The sequence below is a fragment of the Motiliproteus sp. genome, assembly GCF_965230735.1.
GTDB lineage: Bacteria > Pseudomonadota > Gammaproteobacteria > Pseudomonadales > Balneatricaceae > Motiliproteus.
The window spans coordinates 2,882,562-2,903,123 of the sequence record NZ_OZ246016.1; the positions used below are offsets into that span (position 1 = coordinate 2,882,562).

14 protein-coding genes are annotated in these 20,562 nt (G+C 54.6%); 7 read left to right on the forward strand and 7 right to left on the reverse strand.

Annotation, left to right across the window (positions count from 1 at the left end; translation table 11 throughout):
* Window positions 1-519 (reverse strand): retropepsin-like aspartic protease family protein, encoded by a 519-nt coding sequence (locus tag ACO05M_RS13290; protein ID WP_421863693.1) that lies wholly within the window; start codon window positions 517-519, stop codon window positions 1-3.
* 289 nt (window positions 520-808) lie between these two features.
* Between ACO05M_RS13290 and ACO05M_RS13295 the strand changes: the two genes are divergently transcribed.
* Entirely contained in the window at window positions 809-2,731 is a 1,923-nt protein-coding gene (locus ACO05M_RS13295; RefSeq protein ID WP_421863696.1) for a PhoX family protein, read from the forward strand.
* A gap of 123 nt (window positions 2,732-2,854) precedes the next feature.
* Here the strand turns inward: ACO05M_RS13295 and ACO05M_RS13300 are convergent, their stop codons facing one another.
* The gene (locus ACO05M_RS13300) at window positions 2,855-4,879 is read right to left on the reverse strand and encodes a cache domain-containing protein (protein ID WP_421863699.1); all 2,025 of its coding nucleotides are present in this window, start codon (window positions 4,877-4,879) and stop codon (window positions 2,855-2,857) included.
* A gap of 157 nt (window positions 4,880-5,036) precedes the next feature.
* On the opposite strand from ACO05M_RS13300, the gene ACO05M_RS13305 reads away from it, so the two are divergent.
* The 4 genes from ACO05M_RS13305 to ACO05M_RS13320 are packed head-to-tail and all read left to right on the forward strand — an operon-like array spanning window position 5,037 to window position 12,730.
* Window positions 5,037-7,838, forward strand: coding sequence for an ATP-binding protein (locus tag ACO05M_RS13305; protein ID WP_421863702.1), 2,802 nt, complete (start codon window positions 5,037-5,039; stop codon window positions 7,836-7,838).
* 38 nt (window positions 7,839-7,876) lie between these two features.
* Entirely contained in the window at window positions 7,877-9,229 is a 1,353-nt protein-coding gene (locus ACO05M_RS13310; protein WP_421863705.1) for an HD domain-containing phosphohydrolase, read from the forward strand.
* Window positions 9,226-9,756 (forward strand): response regulator, encoded by a 531-nt coding sequence (locus ACO05M_RS13315; protein ID WP_421863708.1) that lies wholly within the window; start codon window positions 9,226-9,228, stop codon window positions 9,754-9,756. Before ACO05M_RS13310 ends, ACO05M_RS13315 begins: the two co-directional genes overlap by 4 nt.
* Before the next feature lie 10 nt (window positions 9,757-9,766).
* Window positions 9,767-12,730 (forward strand): EAL domain-containing protein, encoded by a 2,964-nt coding sequence (locus tag ACO05M_RS13320; RefSeq protein WP_421863711.1) that lies wholly within the window; start codon window positions 9,767-9,769, stop codon window positions 12,728-12,730.
* Window positions 12,731-12,748: 18 nt separating this feature from the next.
* Here ACO05M_RS13320 and ACO05M_RS13325 read toward each other — a convergent pair whose 3' ends face one another.
* The 3 genes from ACO05M_RS13325 to ACO05M_RS13335 all read right to left on the reverse strand — a co-directional run bounded on the left by ACO05M_RS13325 (window position 12,749) and on the right by ACO05M_RS13335 (window position 16,350).
* Window positions 12,749-13,165, reverse strand: coding sequence for a bacteriohemerythrin (locus ACO05M_RS13325; RefSeq protein ID WP_421863713.1), 417 nt, complete (start codon window positions 13,163-13,165; stop codon window positions 12,749-12,751).
* Window positions 13,166-13,439: 274 nt separating this feature from the next.
* Complete coding sequence (locus tag ACO05M_RS13330; protein WP_421863716.1) at window positions 13,440-14,930, reverse strand: CoA-acylating methylmalonate-semialdehyde dehydrogenase; 1,491 nt, start codon at window positions 14,928-14,930, stop codon at window positions 13,440-13,442.
* Window positions 14,931-15,012: 82 nt separating this feature from the next.
* Entirely contained in the window at window positions 15,013-16,350 is a 1,338-nt protein-coding gene (locus ACO05M_RS13335; RefSeq protein WP_421863719.1) for an aspartate aminotransferase family protein, read from the reverse strand.
* Between the two features lie 137 nt (window positions 16,351-16,487).
* Between ACO05M_RS13335 and ACO05M_RS13340 the strand changes: the two genes are divergently transcribed.
* Window positions 16,488-17,420: a LysR family transcriptional regulator gene (locus tag ACO05M_RS13340; RefSeq protein ID WP_421863722.1), complete on the forward strand. Its 933-nt coding sequence runs from the start codon at window positions 16,488-16,490 to the stop codon at window positions 17,418-17,420.
* A gap of 79 nt (window positions 17,421-17,499) precedes the next feature.
* On the opposite strand, the gene ACO05M_RS13345 is transcribed toward ACO05M_RS13340, so the two are convergent.
* Both ACO05M_RS13345 and ACO05M_RS13350 read right to left on the reverse strand, forming a co-directional pair.
* On the reverse strand, window positions 17,500-18,615 hold the full coding sequence (locus ACO05M_RS13345; RefSeq protein WP_421863725.1) for a hypothetical protein: 1,116 nt from the start codon (window positions 18,613-18,615) through the stop codon (window positions 17,500-17,502).
* Window positions 18,616-18,727: 112 nt separating this feature from the next.
* The gene (locus ACO05M_RS13350; protein ID WP_421863727.1) at window positions 18,728-19,351 is read right to left on the reverse strand and encodes a tRNA-(ms[2]io[6]A)-hydroxylase; all 624 of its coding nucleotides are present in this window, start codon (window positions 19,349-19,351) and stop codon (window positions 18,728-18,730) included.
* Window positions 19,352-19,519: 168 nt separating this feature from the next.
* On the opposite strand from ACO05M_RS13350, the gene ACO05M_RS13355 reads away from it, so the two are divergent.
* Window positions 19,520-20,353, forward strand: coding sequence for a substrate-binding periplasmic protein (locus ACO05M_RS13355; RefSeq protein ID WP_421863730.1), 834 nt, complete (start codon window positions 19,520-19,522; stop codon window positions 20,351-20,353).
* Window positions 20,354-20,562 lie beyond the last annotated feature (209 nt).

Consider the following 20,562-nt stretch of genomic DNA (forward strand, 5'->3'; position numbering starts at 1 on the left):
TTATTGGTACTGTCTCAGTGTCAGGGTATCTGCACGCTGCACAAACTCAATCTCCTTCAATACGCTCATACCCAACAGCACCTGCCGTCCCGGCATATTCGGCACCAACGCCGCGCGCACATCCCCTAGTTTGATCTCTCCAATAGACACCGTGTCCAGCTGGGTTTGATAGGCGGTGGCGCTGCCATTAGCCGTCATCACCAACTGTTTTCTACCCGGCGTCAGCCCAAGCTCCTGCTGCAGTTCGGCAGGGATCGCGACGTAGGTTGCACCGGTATCGATCAAAAAGGTGACCGGCCGACCGTTAATCGCCCCGTTAACCAGATAGTGGCCCTGACGATTCCCTTTCAGCGGAACCTCTATGAGGTTACCGATCCTGGCACTTTGCGGACTACTGTTGGGGTTGAACAGTTTTTGTTGCCAGTGCTCAAATCCGAACGTCAGCAACGCCAGCAAACCGAGCCAGAACAGGATCAGCATCGATTTTCCGATTCGTGATGCCAGGGGTTTCTTTTCCATCGTGCGCCGCCGCTTTGCCCCGCCTGGGGATTCCTTAAAAAGCTTAGTATGGCCCTCATTATCAGGGCCATGACTAATCAGACCGCCGAATCGACACAACATTCACTGTCCGTTCGATCCAATCTGATTACAATCTAACCGACTGAATTCGAACAGGTTACCATGGAAAGCAAAGTTGTCATCGCGATGTCATACAGAGCCTCTAACGTTGGCGTCGAACCCGAGCCCATTAATCTAAATCAATAACGGCACGGACCTTAAATCGATAGAGATAGATGAGACGTTCAACATGAGCTACGAAAATTCACATGACCTCTGCAGCAACCTGAACAACGAACAGGACTCGGAGTTTACTCGAATGACCGACAAGGCCGTCAGCCGTCGCGGCTTCCTGGGCGGCATGGGCGCTCTGAGCGTCGGTGCGTTCATCGGTCTGACGCCGATGGCTCAATCGGTCAAGGCCGCCATGGGTACCACCGTTCACAGCAAGCTGATCGGCTTCAAGCCGATTCCGGCCAGCACCGCTGACACCGTCGTCGTCCCCGAAGGCTACAAGGTCTCTAACCTGATCTCCTGGGGTGATCCGATCTTCGCCAATGCCCCCGAATTCGACCCATCCGGAAACGCACCGGCCGCGGACCAGGCGCTGCAGTTCGGCGACAACACCGACGGCATGAGCCTGTTCCCGCTCAGCGATGATCGTGCCGTGCTGGCCGTCAACAACGAGTACACCAACAACGACCTGCTGTTCGCCCACAAAGGCGAGAAGATGACCGCTGACGATGTCAAAAAGGCGCAAAACGCCCACGGTGTTTCGGTCTTTGAAATTACCAAGACGGCCGACGGTTGGCAGGTTGACCGCAGCGGCAAGCTCAACCGTCGCATCACTGCCAACACGCCGATGCAGTTGACCGGCCCGGCGGCCGGTGATGCGCTGCTGAAAACCGATGCGGACCCGAGCGGCACCCAGGTATTAGGTACCTTTAACAACTGCGCCAACGGCGAAACCCCCTGGGGCACCTACCTGACCTGCGAAGAGAACTTCCACGGCTACTTCGGCACCGCCGATGACAGCTACGAAGTGCCGGCCGCCCAGAAACGCTACGGCGTCAAGCCCGCCGATAAGCGCTACCAGTGGAGCAAATTCGACGCCCGCTTCGACCTGGCCAAGAACCCGAACGAACCGAACCGTCACGGCTGGGTGGTCGAGATCGATCCGATGGATCCGGAATCCAAGCCGCTCAAGCGTACCGCCCTGGGTCGTTTCAAGCATGAAAATGCCGCCCTGATGATCGATAACAGCGGTCACGTGGTGGTTTACCTGGGTGACGACGAACGCGGTGAGCACCTCTACAAGTTCGTCTCCAAAGGCAAGTACAACCCGAACAACCAAGCCGCCAACCGCAATCTGTTGGAGGAAGGCACCCTGTACGTGGCCAAATTCCGCGCCGATGCCGGTGAGCTGAAAGGCAAAGGCGAATGGATCGAGCTGACTTTCGGTAAAAACGGTCTGACCCCGGAGAACGGTTTCAACAGTCAGGCGGAAGTGCTGATCCACACCCGTCTGGCCGCGACCCAGGTTGGCGGTACCACCATGGATCGCCCGGAGTGGGTCGCCGTTCATCCGAACAAATCCAGCGCCTGCTGCACCCTGACCAACAACAAAAACCGCGGCAAGAAAGACAATCAGCCCGTGGGTGGCCCGAATCCCCGTGCCGGTAACAAGTACGGTCAGATCGTTCGCTGGACCCCGTCCAACGGCGACCACACCGCCGCCGAGTTCGACTGGGATCTGTTTCTGATCGCCGGCAACCCGGCCGTTCACGCCGGTGGCCTGCAGGCGGGTACCAGCAACATCACCCGCGAGAACATGTTCAACAGCCCCGATGGCCTGGGCTTTGATCAAGGTGGCCGCCTCTGGATCATGACCGACGGCAAATACTCCAACAAGGATGATTTTGCCGGTATGGGCAACAACCAGATGCTCTGCGGCGACCCGGAAACCGGTGAAATCCATCGTTTCCTGGTCGGCCCGATCGCCAGTGAAGTCACCGGTTTGACCTTCTCCCCGGACTACAAAACCATGTTTGTTGGTATTCAGCATCCGGGTGAAAAAGGTAAGCCGTCTCACTTCCCAGGCGGCGGTAACAGCAAACCGCGCTCAACCGTGGTGATGATTACCCGCGAAGATGGCGGTGTGATCGGCGCCTGACCGACACCCTGACATCCGCACACAACAAAGGGGCCTCTGGCCCCTTTTTTAGTGGTGTTTCAGATTTAGCAGAGGCTGTTGCGGCGAAGCCTGCCTGACGCCGGCCGATCCTCTTCGATTGGGTTAGGATGCAGCAGCCTGAGTTAACGGCAGTTCAATCGTAAAGGTTGTGCCCTTGCCAACGGTGGACTCAACCTCCAACCGACCTCGGTGTTTTTGAATGATACCGTAGGAAACCGACAGTCCAAGGCCGGTCCCCTTACCGACCGGTTTGGTGGTAAAGAACGGGTCGAACACCTTCCCCAGATGCTCCGGCTGGATCCCCTGGCCGTTGTCGGATACCTGAATCCTAACCCGCTCTCCTTCCAACGCCGTTCGTATACGAATAATCCCTTTGCCCTCAATCGCCTGGGAAGCGTTCATCAGCAGATTCATCATGACCTGGCCAATCTCAGAGCTGAGACACTCCACCATCGGCAGCTGGGCAAACTCCTTTTCAACCTGGCAATGATACTTCAGCTCATTCCAGACAATATTCAGTGTCGTTTCGATTTCCGCATTGATATCGACCGCCTCCATGACGTCGGTGCTGCTGCGGGAAAATCCTTTCAAGCCGGTCACGATACGACGGATACGCAGGATCCCTTCTTGCGTCTCGGCAAAGATATCGATCAGGTCTTCCTTCATGAAACTCAGATCATGCTGCTCCTCGATCGACGCAATCTGGGCCAAGAGTTCATCGTTAGGCAGCTCACGGCCGACCACGGTTTTGGTCTGCTCGTACATCTCGATCAAATGCTCCAGATAGCCCTCGAGCGTATTCAAATTGCTGCCGATAAACCCTACCGGGTTATTGATTTCATGGGCGACCCCGGCTGACAGCTGGCCAATCGCAGCCATTTTCTCCGATTGCACCAACTGATCCTGAGCCATCTTCAGCTCTTGAATCAGGTCTTCCTGATTGCGGCTTTTTTCATGCAGCTCCCGCTCGGTTTTCTTGCGCTCACTGATATCCCGAACAATGCCGATCGCCTGCCACTCATCATCCAGCTTGACGCTATTGATCGACAGTTCGACCGGGACTTCATCGCCAGACTTAGTGACCCCGACGACTTCCAGCATGATGCCGACCACCGGCCCCTGACCGCTGGTTCGGAAGCCGGGAAATGCCCGCTGAAACTGCTGCTGGTCCTGGCTACGGGTAATCAAACCGTGCAGATCCTTGCCCTGCACCTCCTGTTGCGTATAGCCGAAGATCCGGGTCGCCGCCGGATTCCAGTAGCGGACATTGCCGTTATGGTCGATCAGAATCATCGCATCTTGCGCCGCCGACGCTATGCCGCGGAACAACGCTTCGTTGTACTGAGCTTTACGCTTGTCTTCCAGCGCCTGTTCACGGCTTTGCTTGATATCCTCATAGGCGCTGCTCAGATCGAGGGTTCGCGCATCTACTTCAGCTTCAAGTTGAAGGTTGTTCTGCTGTGTCAGCGCCAACAGACTGCGTTGAAATCGCGTCTCACGCCGGATTAAAAACCCGGCGGTAAAAACCATCAGTACAACACTGGATGAAATGACCACCAAGAAGATGGCGCTATGGGTAAAAGTCTCGTGGATATCATCGACGTAGACCCCTGAGCCAATCGCCCAACCCCAGGGAGAAAACAGTTTGACGAAGGAGATCTTATCCGAGGCGTCCTGAGTTCCCGGCTTGGGCCAAACATAACTGACTACGCCCTCTCCCTCGCTGGTCAAAAATTGCTGCATCTCTCGAAACAGATAACGACCATGCTGATCCTGTACCTGGTCGAGTTCAGCCCCCATCAAGTCATGACTAAAGGGGTGCATCACCATTCGGTAATCGAGATCATGGAGCCAGAAATAATTGCCGTTGTCGTAGCGCATTGACTCAAGCACAGCCACAGCCCGGGCTTTGGCTTCGGACTCGGATAGCTGTCCTGTCAGCTGCTGCTGGTGATAGTGCTCTAACAAACTGTATGCACTATCGACAAGGTTTTGGGTCTGTTGCTGCTTCTCTTTGGTCAGGACATGTTCCAGTCCCAGCAGAGAGAACAGCGTGACAATGACAAAGCCGGCGACCACAGTGGATAGCACAAACCAAAGGTTACGTGTCAGTGCCTGCTGATCCATACGACTCCCTCTCCGTCACAACCCGGCGGTGGTACCACTAAAGCTAGGCCAATCTTACCCAAGTTTCAGAAAAAACCCTTTGCTTTTCAGTACATAAATAGTCACATAAGAGCTATGGTTAAGGCTATGGCTTCGCAAAGGAACTCTGTGAGCAAGCATGGTGAAGATCGGACTATTCAGACGTGTATTAGGCGCCGTGCTGGTGGTTGTCATCAGTTTAACGCTGGCGGGCTGGTTGGCTGCACGTCACCTTGCCACCAACCGCGCAGATGAGCAGTTCCATTTCTCGATCCAATCCGACCTGAAACGGTTAGCTCAATATTCCAATCACTGGTTAATTACCACCCGATCGTTTCTGGAGTACACCGCAGGAACCGCGCAGCTACGCTCAATGAACCCCAGGCAACTGCATCGTGCCATCACTCATCTGACCAGGTTCATTCCAACCAGTAATCTGACCATGGTGCTGGATCTCAATGGAGCTAGTCTCGCACAGAGCGATAACCAATCCGGTCAGGACTACTCCGACCAGCGATACTTCAAGGCGATCAGGCAAAATCAACAACCCTTTGCCTTTCAGATGGCCATCAACGAAACCACCGGACAATACGAGATGTTATTGGCGGTACCGGTAAAAGCGGTCTCGGGGGCTTTAGCCGGTGTTTTGGTGACAGCCATCGATCCCCAAGCATTCAGGGCACAGATCAATGCCCTATTCACCGATCAGCAACGGGATTACCTGGTTTTAACCAAGGACCTGAGCATCGTGGTGTCTACCGCCCATCCCACTGCCGTCAATTCTGTTTTCGACCTACAAGGGATGCAGTACCCGCCCTGCGACTTCAAAGATACTGGCACCTTAACGACTCACGAACTGTACGAACCCCGGTGGGGAAAAGAGGTCCTGCTATCGGGTTGCCGGATGCCTTCAGGTTGGCAAGTGTTTGTGATTGAAGATCCGCTGTCGACCTATGCGGCAGTCAAGCAAGTCGATGGTCTGGCCCTGATGGCGTTACTGTCATTGGTCGGGGTCGCTTTTTTCAGCAGCCTGATCTTAACCCGGATTATGATTGGCCGTCTGAGTGAGCTGAGCCGCCAGGTGGTTAACGCCTCCGTCTCCGGCGGCATGATCAAACAGGATGCCGATTCGTCGAACGATGAATTGGGCCAGTTCAGCCAGACGATCTCGGTGGCCATGTACGGCCAAACCTTGCTGAACCAACTGGTTCAATACTCGTATAACACGATCAATCTGGAATCTTTTGTACATCAGTCTTTGCAACTGATCAGTACCGCTCCCTGGATCACACAGGCATCCCGGGTCCAGCTGTTTATTACCCTGACCGATGATCCGGATCTCTTTCATAACGCCCAGGTCTCTGACTCCTGCCTAACGCACCAAGAGATTAACTTTGTTAACCTCGATAGCAATATCTGCGACTGTATCGCCACCAACCAGTTGGTTCACAGAAAAGATGCAAACAATGCGGATTCTTATGCGTTTCCTATCTATCTGGATAATATGTCCGGGGCTTGTTTGTCGATTGAATTTGATCGGCCATGGCAGCTTGACGATCAACAGACGCATTTAACCCTAACATTTTTAGATGTTTTTGCTTCGGTAATAAACCATTTAAATTCGAGCTTCTCGCTGCAACGACATGAAGAATTAACCCACCAAATTATTGACAATTCAGATCTCACGATCGTTGTACGTTCATTATCAGGAGAAATCACCCTGTGTAATAAAGGGTTCGAGAAGCTTTATGGGGTTGATCGCAGTATCTATCTGCATTTCATGACCGAAATGCTAACGGCAGAGCAACAGTTCCAGCTACAACATAAGGACGAGGTGGTTGTCTTAAAAGGCGAGCCGGTAAACTACGACGAAACCATCGAGTTGGAAGACGGTAGCTATGTTTATTTTCAAACGGTCAAGTTTCCAATCAAGGACTCGAATAACAAGGTAACCGCTATCGGTTCCGTATCCACCGACATCAGTGCGCGTCTACAGATGGAGCAGCAACTGCAGGCCTCTTACCACAACCTTGAAGAGCAGGTTCTCAAGCGTACTCGCGACCTGCATGAAAGCAATCGGGAACTGACCAGCCAAAAAGCGGAATTGGTCGATTTGGTTCAAAAACTCGAAGAGGCGCAGACACAACTAATTCAAGCAGAAAAGCTGGCGTCAATCGGTCAATTAGCTGCCGGTGTGGCCCATGAAATCAATAACCCGGTTGGCTTTGTAAATTCAAATCTCGGCACACTGAAAAAACATATTGAAAGTATTCTTGCACTGATTAAAAGCTATGACTCATTTCTTCCAGAACTCTCGGATTCATCAGTTCATAGCCTGAAGATGACTAAAGATAATCTTGATTTCGATTTCTTAATCGAAGATGTCCAAGAGTTAATCGATGAGTCAATCGAAGGCGTTGAACGGGTAAAGAAAATTGTTCTCGATCTGAAAAGCTTTTCAAGAGCCGATCAAGGGGACTGGGAAGAGGTCAGTTTGCATGACTGTTTAGATTCAACCCTTAATGTGGTTTGGAATGAACTTAAATACAAAGCCGAACTGGTCAAGCACTATCACGACATTCCACTGATAACCTGTAACGCATCTCAGATTAATCAAGTCATTATTAATCTGCTGGTAAATGCCGCCCAGGCGATCGAAGACTTCGGCCAAATCACAATCACTACAGGTAGCGATGAGAAAGGCGTCTGGCTCGAAGTCTGCGACACAGGTTCGGGCATACCGGAAGCGATACAAGCCCGTGTGTTCGACCCCTTCTTTACCACCAAAGAGGTCGGCAAAGGCACCGGCCTCGGTCTGTCGGTGAGCTATAACATCATCCAATCCCACGGCGGAGATTTATCGTTTAACAGCAGCCAAGGCGAAGGCACCTGCTTCCGGCTCTGGCTTCCCTTAGTACCACCTGTTGAAAAGCAGGCATAACCATTCTTGTTGGATCTTAGGGTGTAGGAGAAACAACCGTGAACCAGCCGCTTGAAACCAACCCGAAGGGAGAGTCGGGTGCCGATATACAAAAAAAATACCGCTTACTCTTTGTCGATGACGAGCCCAATGTACTCAGTTCACTAAGAAGACTATTCCGTCCTCTGGGGTTTCAGATCTTTCTGGCTGAAAGCGGCTATCAAGGGCTCGAGATTTTGGACGAACAGAGTATCGATCTGATCATCTCCGACATGCGAATGCCCGGTATGGACGGAGCTGAATTCTTCGAAAAAGTGGCAGAAAAACACCCGGACATCCCCCGTCTGCTGCTGACGGGCCAGGCGGATCTGGAACAAACCGTCGCCGCCATCAACAAAGGCAAGATCTCCCGCTACACCTCCAAACCCTGGGACGACAACGAACTGATTCTGACCGTCAAAGAGTCACTGAAAATCCGTCAGCTGATGATAGATAAGCAAAACCTGACCCTGCTGACCGAATCTCAGAACAAAATGCTCAAGGGCATGAATCAGGAGCTGGAAAAACGGGTAGCGGCGCGTACCGCTGAATTGCAGCAAACCGCCGATATGCTGGAACTCTCCTTCACCCAACTGAACGACAGTTACCTCAATATTATCCGGGTGTTCTCCAACCTGATCGGTATGCGCGAATCGCTATCCGGACGTTACACCAAGCAGGTTGCCGATATGTCCCGACGCCTTGCCAAAGCCAGGGGCCTGGACGATCACGATGTGAAGGAAGTCTACATGGCGGCATTGCTTCACGAGATCGGCAAGCTGGTCCTGCCTGACAGCATTGTCGACCGCCCGGTGTACAACCTCGATAGGAAAAGCCGCGGTCAATACCGACGCCATCCGTTGATGGGACAACACGCACTGATGGCGGTTGAGGCTCTGCATGATGTCGGAAAACTGGTTCGATGCCATGAAGAAAAATGGGACGGCAGCGGTTTCCCCGACGGCCTGTCCGGGGAAAACATCCCCCTCGGAGCAAGAATCATCGGTATCGCCAATGACTACTTCGGCTATCTGCACGGACGGCTGCACCGCGAGCAGCTGTCTGCACTCCAGGCTCTGGAGTTGATGGTCAGCGAAAGCGGCTCCCTCTATGACCCGGCACTGATCGAGCTGCTTGAAGAGGACGTTCGCCGACAGAAGACCGAAGTCCTGCAGCCCCATGAACGCAAACTCAGCACCAACCGCCTCACCCCCGGTATGCGGCTGTCCCGTGATCTTTATAACAGCGCCGACATGCTGCTGCTGACCAAACGGCGGGTATTGAACCTCACCCTGATCGAGAAGCTGCGAGCGATAGAGCACACGGATGACGTTCCCTTTGAGGTCTATGTCTATGAGGAACTGGCCAAATGAACATTCTCATCGTTGACGATGATCCTCTGGTCATCTCATCCCTGAAACGGCTGTTCCTGCAGCATGGCTGGATCAGCGAAGGGTTCTGCTCCCCCATCCTGGCTCTTGAAAAAGCCACGGATATCGAGGCCGACGTGGTCATCTCAGACCTGAAGATGCCCGAAATGGATGGGATTACCTTCTTGACTGAGTTTCGACTGTTACAACCCGAGTGTGTTCGGATTCTACTCAGCGGCCAGGCGGATAGCCGTGGTCTGATCGCCGCCATCAACGAAGCCGAAATCTATCGTTTCATCACCAAGCCTTGGAATGACGATGAGTTATGCCTCTCGATCAGCAAGGCCTATGAGCACTTTCAGCTTGAGCACGAAAGAAACCAGCTGCTGCAAACACTAAAGAGCCAGCAGGAGGTGTTAGGGAAACAGGCATCGGAGCTTCAGCGGCTGGAAAAGGAGTGCCAAGGCATTACCCGTGTTAAGTGGGATAACGATGGAAGTATCCTGATCAATCCGGACGATTACAGCTAAAGGAATAGTCATGGCTGATTTAACTCCCGGCCAAAGCCGACAACCGACCGATGAGATGCTGCTGAAAACCATGGAACTGGTGCAGCAGTATCACCGATTATCTCAGCAGGCACTAACCCTGAAACTGAGCCGACAGGACAAACTGAACCGGCTCGCCGATCTGTTGTACCAGGCCCTGAACGTCGACGGCATCTGCCGGTGCTGGTTGCTGTCTGACTCCGACAAGCAGTCTCAGCTACTCGGCTGCCCTGAGGGTTCGCTCGGGTTGGATCCGCAAGCGGTTGTCAGCCTTATCGAATGGTTCCGTAACGAAGCCGATCAGGCGTTCCCAGCGAAACTACAGCCTCTGATGCTGCAGCAACACTGCACCCAAGTCCTCGATCTACTGCCCACGCAGCGGGGATCTCAGGCCCTGCAAAGCCGGCTGTATCTGCTGTTGAGCGCCAATGGAGTCCAGCCAAAAACGCTGGCATTGATCAGCCAAACCCTATCGGCGGCGATGCTGCAGACTTTGGATCTGTTTGATGCGGTCCGGATTCTCGATCAACAGGAGAAGGTCTTCGATACCATTCCGATGCCGCTGGCGCTAACCGACGCCCGTGGCACCATTCACCGTGTCAATCCGGCGTTTTCATCGTCCTCCGGCTACCCCCCTGAGGAGTTGATTGGACTCAGCCATGCGGTACTAAAATCTGATCTCAACCCTGAAAATCGCTACCGTCAGCTGTGGCAAACCATTTCCGCGGGGGAGATCTGGCATGGCGAACTAGCCAACAAGAGCAAAACCGGGGAGATCTTCTGGGAAGAACTCACCATTATTCCGCTTAAATCCAGCAGCGGCGCACCCTACGCCTACTTCTCCATCAAACGCCCAACAACCCGAGAGCACCGCTTGGAGGTACAAGCGCAGTATCAAGCCGACCACGATCAATTAACCGGGCTGCGCAATACCATCCGGATGCGTAAGGATCTGCAGAAACACCTCGATCAAGATAAAACCGGCGCGGTGATCTTTGCCGATATCGGTTCGCTGAACCGTATCAATCAATCCTTGGGGCTCGATGCCGGTGATAAAGTCCTGCAGGATGCCGCCCGCTGCCTGGAGCGTGCCCAGCTCTCGCTGGACTGCATCTACCGGTACAGTGGTGACACCTTCGCCGTCATCCTGGATTGCGATTCGGCGGCACGGGACAAGCAGGTCACGGCAACGGTCAACGCCATCAATGAAAGTTGCCGGGAAGGCGCCAGCTACGGCTCATCGATCATTCCATTTAATCTTCATATCGGGATCGTTCGATACCCAGAGGACGGCGGCAGTGTCGCCAAACTGTTTGGACGCGGCGCCCTATCGATAAGAAGTGCGAAGCGGCTGCAAAACCCGGCAGGCACCTACTTCTCGATCGATGAAGAGGAGAAGCTTCAGCGCCAGGCCAAGTTAGAACAGGATATCCAGCGCGCACTCGGTGCCGGTCAGCTGGAGTTATGGTATCAACCCAAAGTGGATGCCCGCAGTCACACAGTCGCGGCCGCCGAGGCCTTGCTTCGCTGGAACCACCCCGAACTTGGTGCGATCTCACCGGAAGAGTTTATCCCTCTGGCCGAACGAAACAGGGCCATCATTGCTATCGGTCGCTGGGTCATCGAGCAGGCGATTGCGGATGCCGCCAGTTGGCAGCGGCAGGCCGGGCCGATCGCCATCGCTTTCAATATGTCTGCCATCCAACTGTTCGATCAGCAACTGTTACCCACCATCACCGGCGCATTAGAGCGCCATCAATTCCCCCCCAAACTGGTGGTGGTCGAGCTCACCGAAAGCGTGCTGATCGAGCAACCGGAATTCGCCTTGTCGGTACTGGAGCAGTTGATAGCGGCGGGCCTGCGGGTCTCGATTGACGATTTCGGTACCGGTTACTCATCGATGAGTTACCTGCGCGACTTTCCGGTCCACGAACTCAAGATTGACCGTAGTCTGATTCACAACGTCGCCAGCAATCCGGCCGGTGCCGTGATCGTCAACACCATTCTTTCGCTGGGAAAAAACCTCGATCTCGAGATCGTTGCCGAGGGAGTCGAACAGGCCTCTGAAGCGGCCTATCTGGGTACTAAAGGTTGCGATCTGCTGCAGGGTTATCTGTTCTCGAAACCGTTACCCAACCCTGAGTTTATGGAACGGATAGATCAACTTAACGCCCCCAAACCGGAGCAACAACGAGCAACCGAAGCCGGCGTTCTGTTCCTTGACGACGAGCCCAATATTCTGCGTGCGATTAAGCGCGAACTGCACCGCGAGCCCTATCCTTGCTACCTGTCGCAGAGCGCTGAGGAAGCGTTTGAACTCCTCGCTGAACATCCGATCTCGGTGGTGGTTTCGGATCAACGGATGCCCAACCTCCGAGGTACCGAGTTCCTGGCTCGGGTTCATAAACTCTATCCCCATATCATCCGGATAATGTTGAGCGGCTATACCGATTCCGAGTCGGTTATCGAGGCGATCAATACCGGCGTGGTCTCGCAATTTCTGACCAAACCCTGGGACGGAGAGATCCTTAAACGGACGCTCAATGACGCCCGCAGACGCTACAATCTGGAATCGGAAAATCGAAACACCGAGGGGCGGCTGGAGCAGCTGAGCTATGAGTACATGATCGATCCGGATCTGGCCTCAAGCACCCACGCCTATCAGCAAGTTGTCGAGCAGTACAACGAAACCGTCGGCCTGTTTTTTGCTGCCTGCTTCGATCCGGATAAGCTGATACAGCAACTGGATGAACTGCGACAGAATACAGCGCAGCTACAAGACAAGGGTTTGTCCGATAGCGCCACCGTCAAGGATCAGCTAATCCATGTGAATGATCGCATGGACGAGATTCTGTCCAATCCGGAAATCGCCCAAAAACCCAGGGGGCACGAAGCGGAGATTTTGGATTGCCTCGGCGCCATCCGATCGCTATTGATCGCCGGGCTGAGCTCTTGATTCGCCCCCCAGTCGGCTTTAGTCCTTCGGCTTTTGCTGGGCGTATGCGGCTATCTTGAGGTCCGTGCCACTGATATGTCGAACCAGCCAGCGCTCCAGATAACGGGCAATCTCACTTTCGGACAGGGAGCCACCGAAGTGATGCTCTCTCAAGAAGCCTAGGTTCTGCTCAACGAAGTCAGCATGCTCTCGTTGATGCGCTTCAAAATCGGGATAACCGATATCCTTCATCCACTGTTCCTCAAAGCTGAAGTGAACATGGATGTACTCACTGATCTGATCGAGGATTTCCGTGGTCGACAGCAGCTCTTCCCTATCAGCCAAGGGGGTTTTCAGCGCCTTCAAGAGATTGAACAACCGCTGGTGCTGAGCATCGATCTCGGCATTTCCGGTATAAAGAGCAGGCCCCCACTCAATCATCCAGTCATCCTCCATTACCCGCACGGCTATATGCAATAACTCTAACGTGAGATAGCAGAGGCGCCAACCGTAAAAGTCAGCAAGCAGCAAATTAATCGATGCAGCTTCCGGCTGTTAGCCGGGTTCGTGAATCAGATACAGCCGATGAGCGGATAATTTATAACCAGACGGCCTGACTTCACACCACCAGGGTTGCAGCGGTTAACCGGCATAAAAAAGGGGCACAATGCCCCTTTGCTGTTGATGGCAGCGGACCCGGCCGCCATCGACAATCAGTTATTCCGCCAGATCAGCTGGGGAAGGCGAACTGCACCCCTTCACGGACACCAGCAGAGGGCCAGCGCTGGGTGATGGTCTTACGCTTGGTGTAGAAACGCACCGCGTCCGGGCCGTAGGCATGCAGGTCACCGAACAGTGAGCGCTTCCAGCCACCGAAGCTGTGGTAGGAAACCGGCACCGGCAGCGGCACATTGATACCGACCATGCCGACCAGAATGTTGTCGCTGAAGTAGCGCGCCGCTTCACCGTCACGGGTAAAGATGCAGGTACCGTTGCCGTACTCGTGGTCGTTGATCAGCTGCATCGCCTCTTCCATGGTTTCGACGCACATCACCTGCAGCACCGGACCAAAGATCTCTTTCTGGTAGGACTCCATCTGCGCGGTAACGCCGTTGATCAGGGTCGCACCGACGTAGAAACCTTCGGCATGGCCTTCAACCTGGGCTTCACGACCGTCCACTTCGATGGTGGCGCCGTCAGCCTCGGCACTGTTGATGTAGCCGATCACCTTCTGCTGGTGTTCTTTGGTGATCACCGGACCAAAGTCCTTGCTGTTGTCGGTGCACGGACCGACCTGAATCGGCTCCATCGCCGCCTTCATCTTGGCTACGAACGCGTCCTGCATCGGCTTACCGACACAAACCGCAACCGACAGCGCCATGCAGCGCTCACCGGAAGAACCAAACGCAGCACCGGTCAGGGCGTTAACGGCGTTGTCCAGATCCGCATCCGGCATGATGATGGCGTGGTTCTTAGCACCACCCAGGGCCTGGCAACGCTTACCGTTGGCGTTGGCGGTGGCGTAGATGTACTCGGCAATCGGTGTAGAGCCAACGAAGCTGACGGCCTTGACCCGCTCATCGGTCAGCAGCGTATCAACGGCAGTCTTGTCACCGTTAACGACGTTGATAACCCCCTTCGGCAGACCGGCCTGCTCCAGCAGCTGGGCGATAAACAGGGTTGAGCTCGGATCGCGCTCGGACGGCTTCAGTACGAAGGTGTTACCGCAAACGATCGCCATCGGGTACATCCACAGCGGTACCATCGCCGGGAAGTTGAACGGCGTGATGCCGGCAACCACACCCAGCGGCTGGAATTCGCTCCAGGAATCGATCGCCGGACCTACGTCCTTGCTGTGCTCGCCCTTCAGCAGCTCTGGTGCGTAGCAGGCGTATTCCACATTTTCGATACCACGCTGCAGCTCACCGGCCGCGTCGTGGGCGATCTTGCCGTGCTCTTCACCGATCAGGCGGCAGATCTCTTCGCTGTTGTCCTGCAGCAGTTGCAGGAACTTGAACATCACCCGGGCACGCTTGGACGGCGGGGTTGCACGCCAGGCCGGGTAAGCCGCTTCTGCAGCAGCGATCGCTTCTTCAACGGTCGCCTGGGAAGCGATAGCAACCTGCTTGCTGACTTCGCCGGTGGAGGGGTTGAATACGTCTTGGGTGCGCTCGGCTTCGTTGCTCAGCTCACCGTTGATCAGGTGTCCAATCAGGGTCATGTTATTTACCTCGACAAGGGAGATGGCGGCAGGCTATCAGCCCGCCGCAGCTATCAGAATTAATGGTGTGGGATTTAACGAATCAGGCGATTTCGTTGATGCTTTCGCCCAGGGCGTTGATCAACGAATCGATCTCATGTTTCTCGGTGGTGAACGGCAGGCCCAACTGGATGGTGGCGCCACCGTAGCGGACGTAGAAGCCTTTCTGCCACATCTTCATCGCGATCTGGTACGGACGCAGCATCGGCTCACCCGGTGCCGGAGCAATCGTCAGACCGGCGGCAAAACCATAGCTACGGATATCAGCGATCAGCTCACTACCTTTGAGGCTGTGAACCGCATCGGCAAAATACGGGCTCAGCTCGGCGACGCAATCGATCAGGTTGTCGCGCTCCAGCAGCTCCAGCGACGCCAGACCGGCGGCACAGGATACCGGGTGGGCCGAATAGGTGTAGCCATGGGGTAGCTCAAGCGCATATTCCGGTCCGCCCTGCTCCATAAAGCAGTCGTAGATCTCCTGCTTCACCGCCACGGCGCCCATCGGTACGGTGCCGTTGGTCAGCTGCTTGGCCATGTTGAGGATATCCGGCGTCACACCAAAGGCTTCGGCACCGGTCTTGGCACCCATGCGGCCGAAGCCGGTGATGACCTCGTCAAAGATCAGCAGAATGTTGTGATCATCACAGATCTTACGCAGACGCTGCAGGTAGCCTTTTGGCGGCGGGATAACACCCGCGGAACCGGCCAACGGCTCGACGATAACCGCGGCGATGTTGGAGGCATCGTGCAGAGCGATCAGATTCAGCAGCTCATCGGCAAGTTCGGCGCCCTGCTCCGGCTGGCCTTTGACAAACTGGTTCTGCGGCAACAGCGTGTGGCGCATATGGTCGGCGTCGACCCCCTGGCCGTACAGGGCCCGGTTACCGCCAATACCGCCGACGGAGATGCCGCCCCAGTTAACGCCGTGGTAACCCAGTTCACGACCAATCAGCTTGGTCTTGGTCGGTTGACCCATCTTGCGCCAGTAGGCGCGGGCAATTTTCAGGGATGTCTCGGCAGACTCAGAACCGGAACCGGTAAAGAACACCCGGTTGATCCCTTCCGGCATAAACTCGGTAACTTTTTCAGCCAGCTGGAACGACTTCGGATGACCGAACTGGAAGGCCGGCGCATAGTCCAGCTGCTTGATCTGAGCGCTGACCGCTTCGACAATCTCGGGACGGCTGTGGCCGGCGCCGCAGGTCCATAGGCCCGACAGACCGTCGAAGATTTTGCGGCCCTCGGCATCGGTGTAGTAGTTGCCTTCGGCAGACACGATAATCCGCGGGTCCTGCTTGAACTGACGGTTACCGGTGAACGGCATCCAGTGGGCGTCGAGCTGCGCTTGGGTCAAACCTGCACGTGAATCTTGCGCTGCCATAGATCTCTCCTGTGATGTTTATCCTGCCGGTCGCATGCCAGCTTGTTATGGACTCACTATAGCCCGACGGTTGTTTTGTTCTATTTAAGGTTTTTCAATTACACTTAACTAAATACTTAAGTAATTGAATCATCCCGATGAAGACCAGCCGAAGCCTCAGTGGCCAGATCAGCGATATCGATATTCGACTGCTGCGAATCTTTCGCAGCGTGGTGGAAAGCGGTGGGTTTTCATCCGCCGAAGTGGAACTCAATATCAGCGTCTCGGCCATCAGTATTGCCGTTTCCGACCTGGAAAAACGCCTGGGCATGAAGCTATGCCAGCGCGGTCGCGCCGGATTCTCCTTGACCGATCAGGGTAGCGAGGTGTATCAGGCGATCCTGCAGCTGTTTGCCTCGCTGGAAAACTTTCGAACCCAGATCAACAGTATCAATGCCAACCTCAAGGGCGAGCTGAATATCGGCATCACCGACAACCTGGTGACCATGTACAACCATATGCGGGTCACCAACTCGCTGGCGGCCTTGAAGCAGCGCGGGACCGATATCCGGATCAATATCCGAATGATGCCGCCGGCCGAGATCGAAAAAAATGTGCTGGATGGCCGGTTGCATATCGGCGTTATTCCGGATTCCCGTCGGCTGGCAGGCCTGGACTATATCGACCTCTATGATGAGGAGTCGCGACTCTATTGCGGCCACAGTCACCCGCTGTTTACCCAGCAACAGCCCGAGCTGGATGCCGAATCACTGCAGCAATTGGATACCGTGGTGCCGGTTTCGGCGATGCCCGATCGACAGCGCTCGCTGCTGCAACAGCTCAATCCGGTCGCCAGCACCAGCGACCGGGAAGGCGCCGCCTTTCTGATCCTCTCCGGCCAGTACGTGGCCTTCTTACCGACCCACTATGCCGAACGCTGGGTTCATGAGGGGCGAATGCGGGAACTGTTGCCGGAACAGTTCAGTTTCCAGACCCGTTTCGCCGCCATCCACCGTCGCGGTAATCACAGCAACCTGATTCTGGAGACCTTTGTGGAAGAGCTGAATCAGCGGGAGAACGATCAAACCTGAAGAATGCCCTGTCACGGCCGCTGGCTTCGTTATCAAAACCCCGGCCGTGAGGGCCATTCAAACCGACACTGGAGCCCCTTTAAAGATCCAAGTCGTCAAAACAGGCGCGGCTGTTATCGTAAGCATCCTGATACACCGACCAGCGCTCGACGAAGTACTCGTAGAAATGGATCCGGGTTTCATACTCCACCGGGGTCAGTTCCACATGACGGTAGTGTTCTTTGGGCAGGTGCTCCTTACGGAGCAATCGATTGATCAGATCGATATGGGCGATTTCGCCGGAGTAGGAAGCGTTGAACCACAGCTGGGTGACCAGATTGCTGACCTGGAAGCTGTTGGTCGGCATCGCCTCTTTCCATTCCACACTCTGCGGTCGAACCGAGAAAATTCGCTGCGCAGCGGGCGCCAACTCGCGGACGATAAACTGGCGATGGTAGGCCCCATCGATCAGGGTCCGCTCATTACCGTCCCGGTCTTTGAAGCCATAGAGATAGAGCCATAGCGCCGCATCCACCGCCTCACGCAGCTGTTCGGGATTGTTCGGATCCAACACCCGAATTCGGGTATCGCCCAGCAGAGCGCCGTCCACATAGCGGCCGGGGCGCTGCTGGTCCAGCACCTGTTGAGCGCGCGGATTAATAAACAGCACCTCTTCACCGGCCGGCGCATCAAAGGCGTTGAACAGGATACCGATCTCCGACTCAGAGGCTAGGCGCTGACCGATCGCCAGCATCGATTCCGGACTGCGCTCGGGTACGAACACCTGGGCCGGGAACATCCGGTTCATCAACTCCTCGCCCCACTGTTTCCAGAAGCTGTCGAAGTCGCTGGCGCTGTTGATATAGGGGCTGAGCCAGTTCTGCCAATATTGCTTAACTGCCGGTGAGAAGATCCCCGGATCGCCGCTCATCGCCATCACCGGCCCATCAAGCCAACTCAGGGGTTTGGGAAAACGGTTGGTCTTGTCGACCTCCAACCGCAGCTCCTGCTCCATATTGACCGAAGTACCGGTCAACGGATCAGGCTCATGGTTTTTCTGCAGCAGGTAGCGCCAGGTCCAGTAGATCTGACCGGAGGTACAACTGATCAGTTCGGGCTCGATTCCCTGGTCCAACGACGCCTGCAGAAAACCGATTCCATGGGCATTGAAGCCCCCCAGGCCGCCAAGAGCAAAAGCAATGGATTCCTTTGACATTATCTATCCCTGTTTCTGTTTTGTTGGTTGATGCGTTGTTCAGCCGATTTAGCTGTTCCCATAGTTTGCTGTTCCTGAGAGAAGGTTCAGCACTGCCGGCGATAAGACTCGCCTAGCAGGATGACAGTTTCGGCACACCACTGTGAAAACGGAACTCATCATCGTCCGATTCAACCAGTTCCCGCTCAACACTCAGGAAAAAGTCGACCCGCTCGGAAATATCCTCTCCGGCAGCATCACGGGCCAGTTGCAGATAATCCTGATAATGACGCCCCTCAGCCTTGAGAAGCGAGTGGTAATACTTGGCCAGCGCCGGATCCGACTCTTCCAGATAGGGTTCGATCGCTGCAAATCGCTCGCAAGAGCGCGCTTCGATGATGGCGCCGATGATCAACGTATCGACCAGTTTCGCCGGCTCATGGTTGCGAATATGACACCGCAGCCCCTGCGCATAACGGGCCGGCGTCATGTGATCGTACTCCACACCGCGCTCTCGCATTAAGCCCAGTACCTGCTCGAAATGGATCAACTCCTCTCGCGCCAACCGTGACATCTTATTCAACAGGTCGGCATTATCGACATAGCGGAACATCAGATTCATCGCCGTCGAAGCCGCCTTCTTTTCGCAATGTGCATGGTCAATCAGCAGAATATCTCGATTTTCCAACGCCGCATCAATCCAGCCCTTGGGAGTTGGACAGGGCAAAAACTGTTGGATTTCTTGAAGTACGTCCATCGTGTCCTCGTACTCGGGTTTAAGTTGGGCGAGATTATAACCAAACCTGGCCAAACCAGCTTATGATCACTTTGCCCGATCATCAGACAGAGCAAACATCCGGAAGGGATATAAAATGAGCTATGGTTACCACAAACCCCTAGTGCAGTTATCTTGGGTTACCCGGCCATGAACTCTCTATCTTGCTATCTTCGAATCGCTCTACTTGGATGGTTGCTGATTACTTACCCCGCATCCGCCCAAGAACAGCCCCTCAACGGCGACCCCAGAACAATCAGCATCGCCTACGCGGAGGACTGGCCGCCATTTTCCTATCAAAGAAAGAGCGGCCAACCAGCGGGCATTCTGGTCGAGATCGCTAACTTTCTCCTCGGTGACCAGCTCGGCTATCAAATCACCCACACCTTCCACCCCTGGCAAAGAGCCCAGAAGCTGGTCAAGGAAGGTATCCATGACGCACTGCTGGCGGTTCCCAATCAAGACCGAAACCGCTACACGACGGCCAACAGCTCGGAAATCTACTCGATGCAGGTCAGAGCATTTATCTCCAAGCGCTCTCCCAGAGCCGATAGACTGTTGGCAATGGACAACCCGTTGCATCACCCCGAGGGCCACTACTCCTTACTTCTCGGGGATAAAACCTGTGAGGGGATCTATGATGACAACCAGGCTGGCTTCGTCACCATCAACGACATGCATCAGGTCGTCAAGATGCTCGCTACCGGACGCAGTGACCTTTTCCTGCACTCCAAGGTTGCAGCAATCAGGGGGCTGATCGAACTCAATATGGAATCCAAGGTGCGGATGCACCCAACGGTTTTCAAGCAAGTCCCCCTTTACCTGCTCGTGTCCGAACAGTTCAGGAATCAGGACAATTTGATCAGTAGTCTGGATAGTGCGCTGGGGCAGCTGAAGCGCAATCAGCAATTTGCCGCCATCATCGATCAAATTGAAAGGGAAGAGATTCTTTACAGTCTTGAATATGCCGAATTACAACACTAAAAGGCTTTCGGTATAAGCGAGTGTTGGTGCGAATCAGCAAGCCCAAACGCACAATCCAAGCACATTTTATATAACAAATCTATTCCACTTTTTTTATAGGGTTTTTAATTAGCAATCCCCTTGTAATTCTACAAGCACGCCAGCAGACTTACCCCTTGCCGCAATAACAAGAGCCTTGCAGACAGGCCCGCAGACCGCACCAGGACTGC

Coding starts and splice junctions, on each gene's coding strand:
- ACO05M_RS13290 (WP_421863693.1), bottom strand. CDS start 519: ATGGAAAAGAAACCCCTGGCATCACGAATCGGAAAATCGATGCTGATC.
- ACO05M_RS13295 (WP_421863696.1), top strand. CDS start 809: ATGAGCTACGAAAATTCACATGACCTCTGCAGCAACCTGAACAACGAA.
- ACO05M_RS13300 (WP_421863699.1), bottom strand. CDS start 4,879: ATGGATCAGCAGGCACTGACACGTAACCTTTGGTTTGTGCTATCCACT.
- ACO05M_RS13305 (WP_421863702.1), top strand. CDS start 5,037: ATGGTGAAGATCGGACTATTCAGACGTGTATTAGGCGCCGTGCTGGTG.
- ACO05M_RS13315 (WP_421863708.1), top strand. CDS start 9,226: ATGAACATTCTCATCGTTGACGATGATCCTCTGGTCATCTCATCCCTG.
- ACO05M_RS13320 (WP_421863711.1), top strand. CDS start 9,767: ATGGCTGATTTAACTCCCGGCCAAAGCCGACAACCGACCGATGAGATG.
- ACO05M_RS13325 (WP_421863713.1), bottom strand. CDS start 13,165: ATGGAGGATGACTGGATGATTGAGTGGGGGCCTGCTCTTTATACCGGA.
- ACO05M_RS13330 (WP_421863716.1), bottom strand. CDS start 14,930: ATGACCCTGATTGGACACCTGATCAACGGTGAGCTGAGCAACGAAGCC.
- ACO05M_RS13335 (WP_421863719.1), bottom strand. CDS start 16,350: ATGGCAGCGCAAGATTCACGTGCAGGTTTGACCCAAGCGCAGCTCGAC.
- ACO05M_RS13340 (WP_421863722.1), top strand. CDS start 16,488: ATGAAGACCAGCCGAAGCCTCAGTGGCCAGATCAGCGATATCGATATT.
- ACO05M_RS13345 (WP_421863725.1), bottom strand. CDS start 18,615: ATGTCAAAGGAATCCATTGCTTTTGCTCTTGGCGGCCTGGGGGGCTTC.
- ACO05M_RS13350 (WP_421863727.1), bottom strand. CDS start 19,351: ATGGACGTACTTCAAGAAATCCAACAGTTTTTGCCCTGTCCAACTCCC.
- ACO05M_RS13355 (WP_421863730.1), top strand. CDS start 19,520: ATGAACTCTCTATCTTGCTATCTTCGAATCGCTCTACTTGGATGGTTG.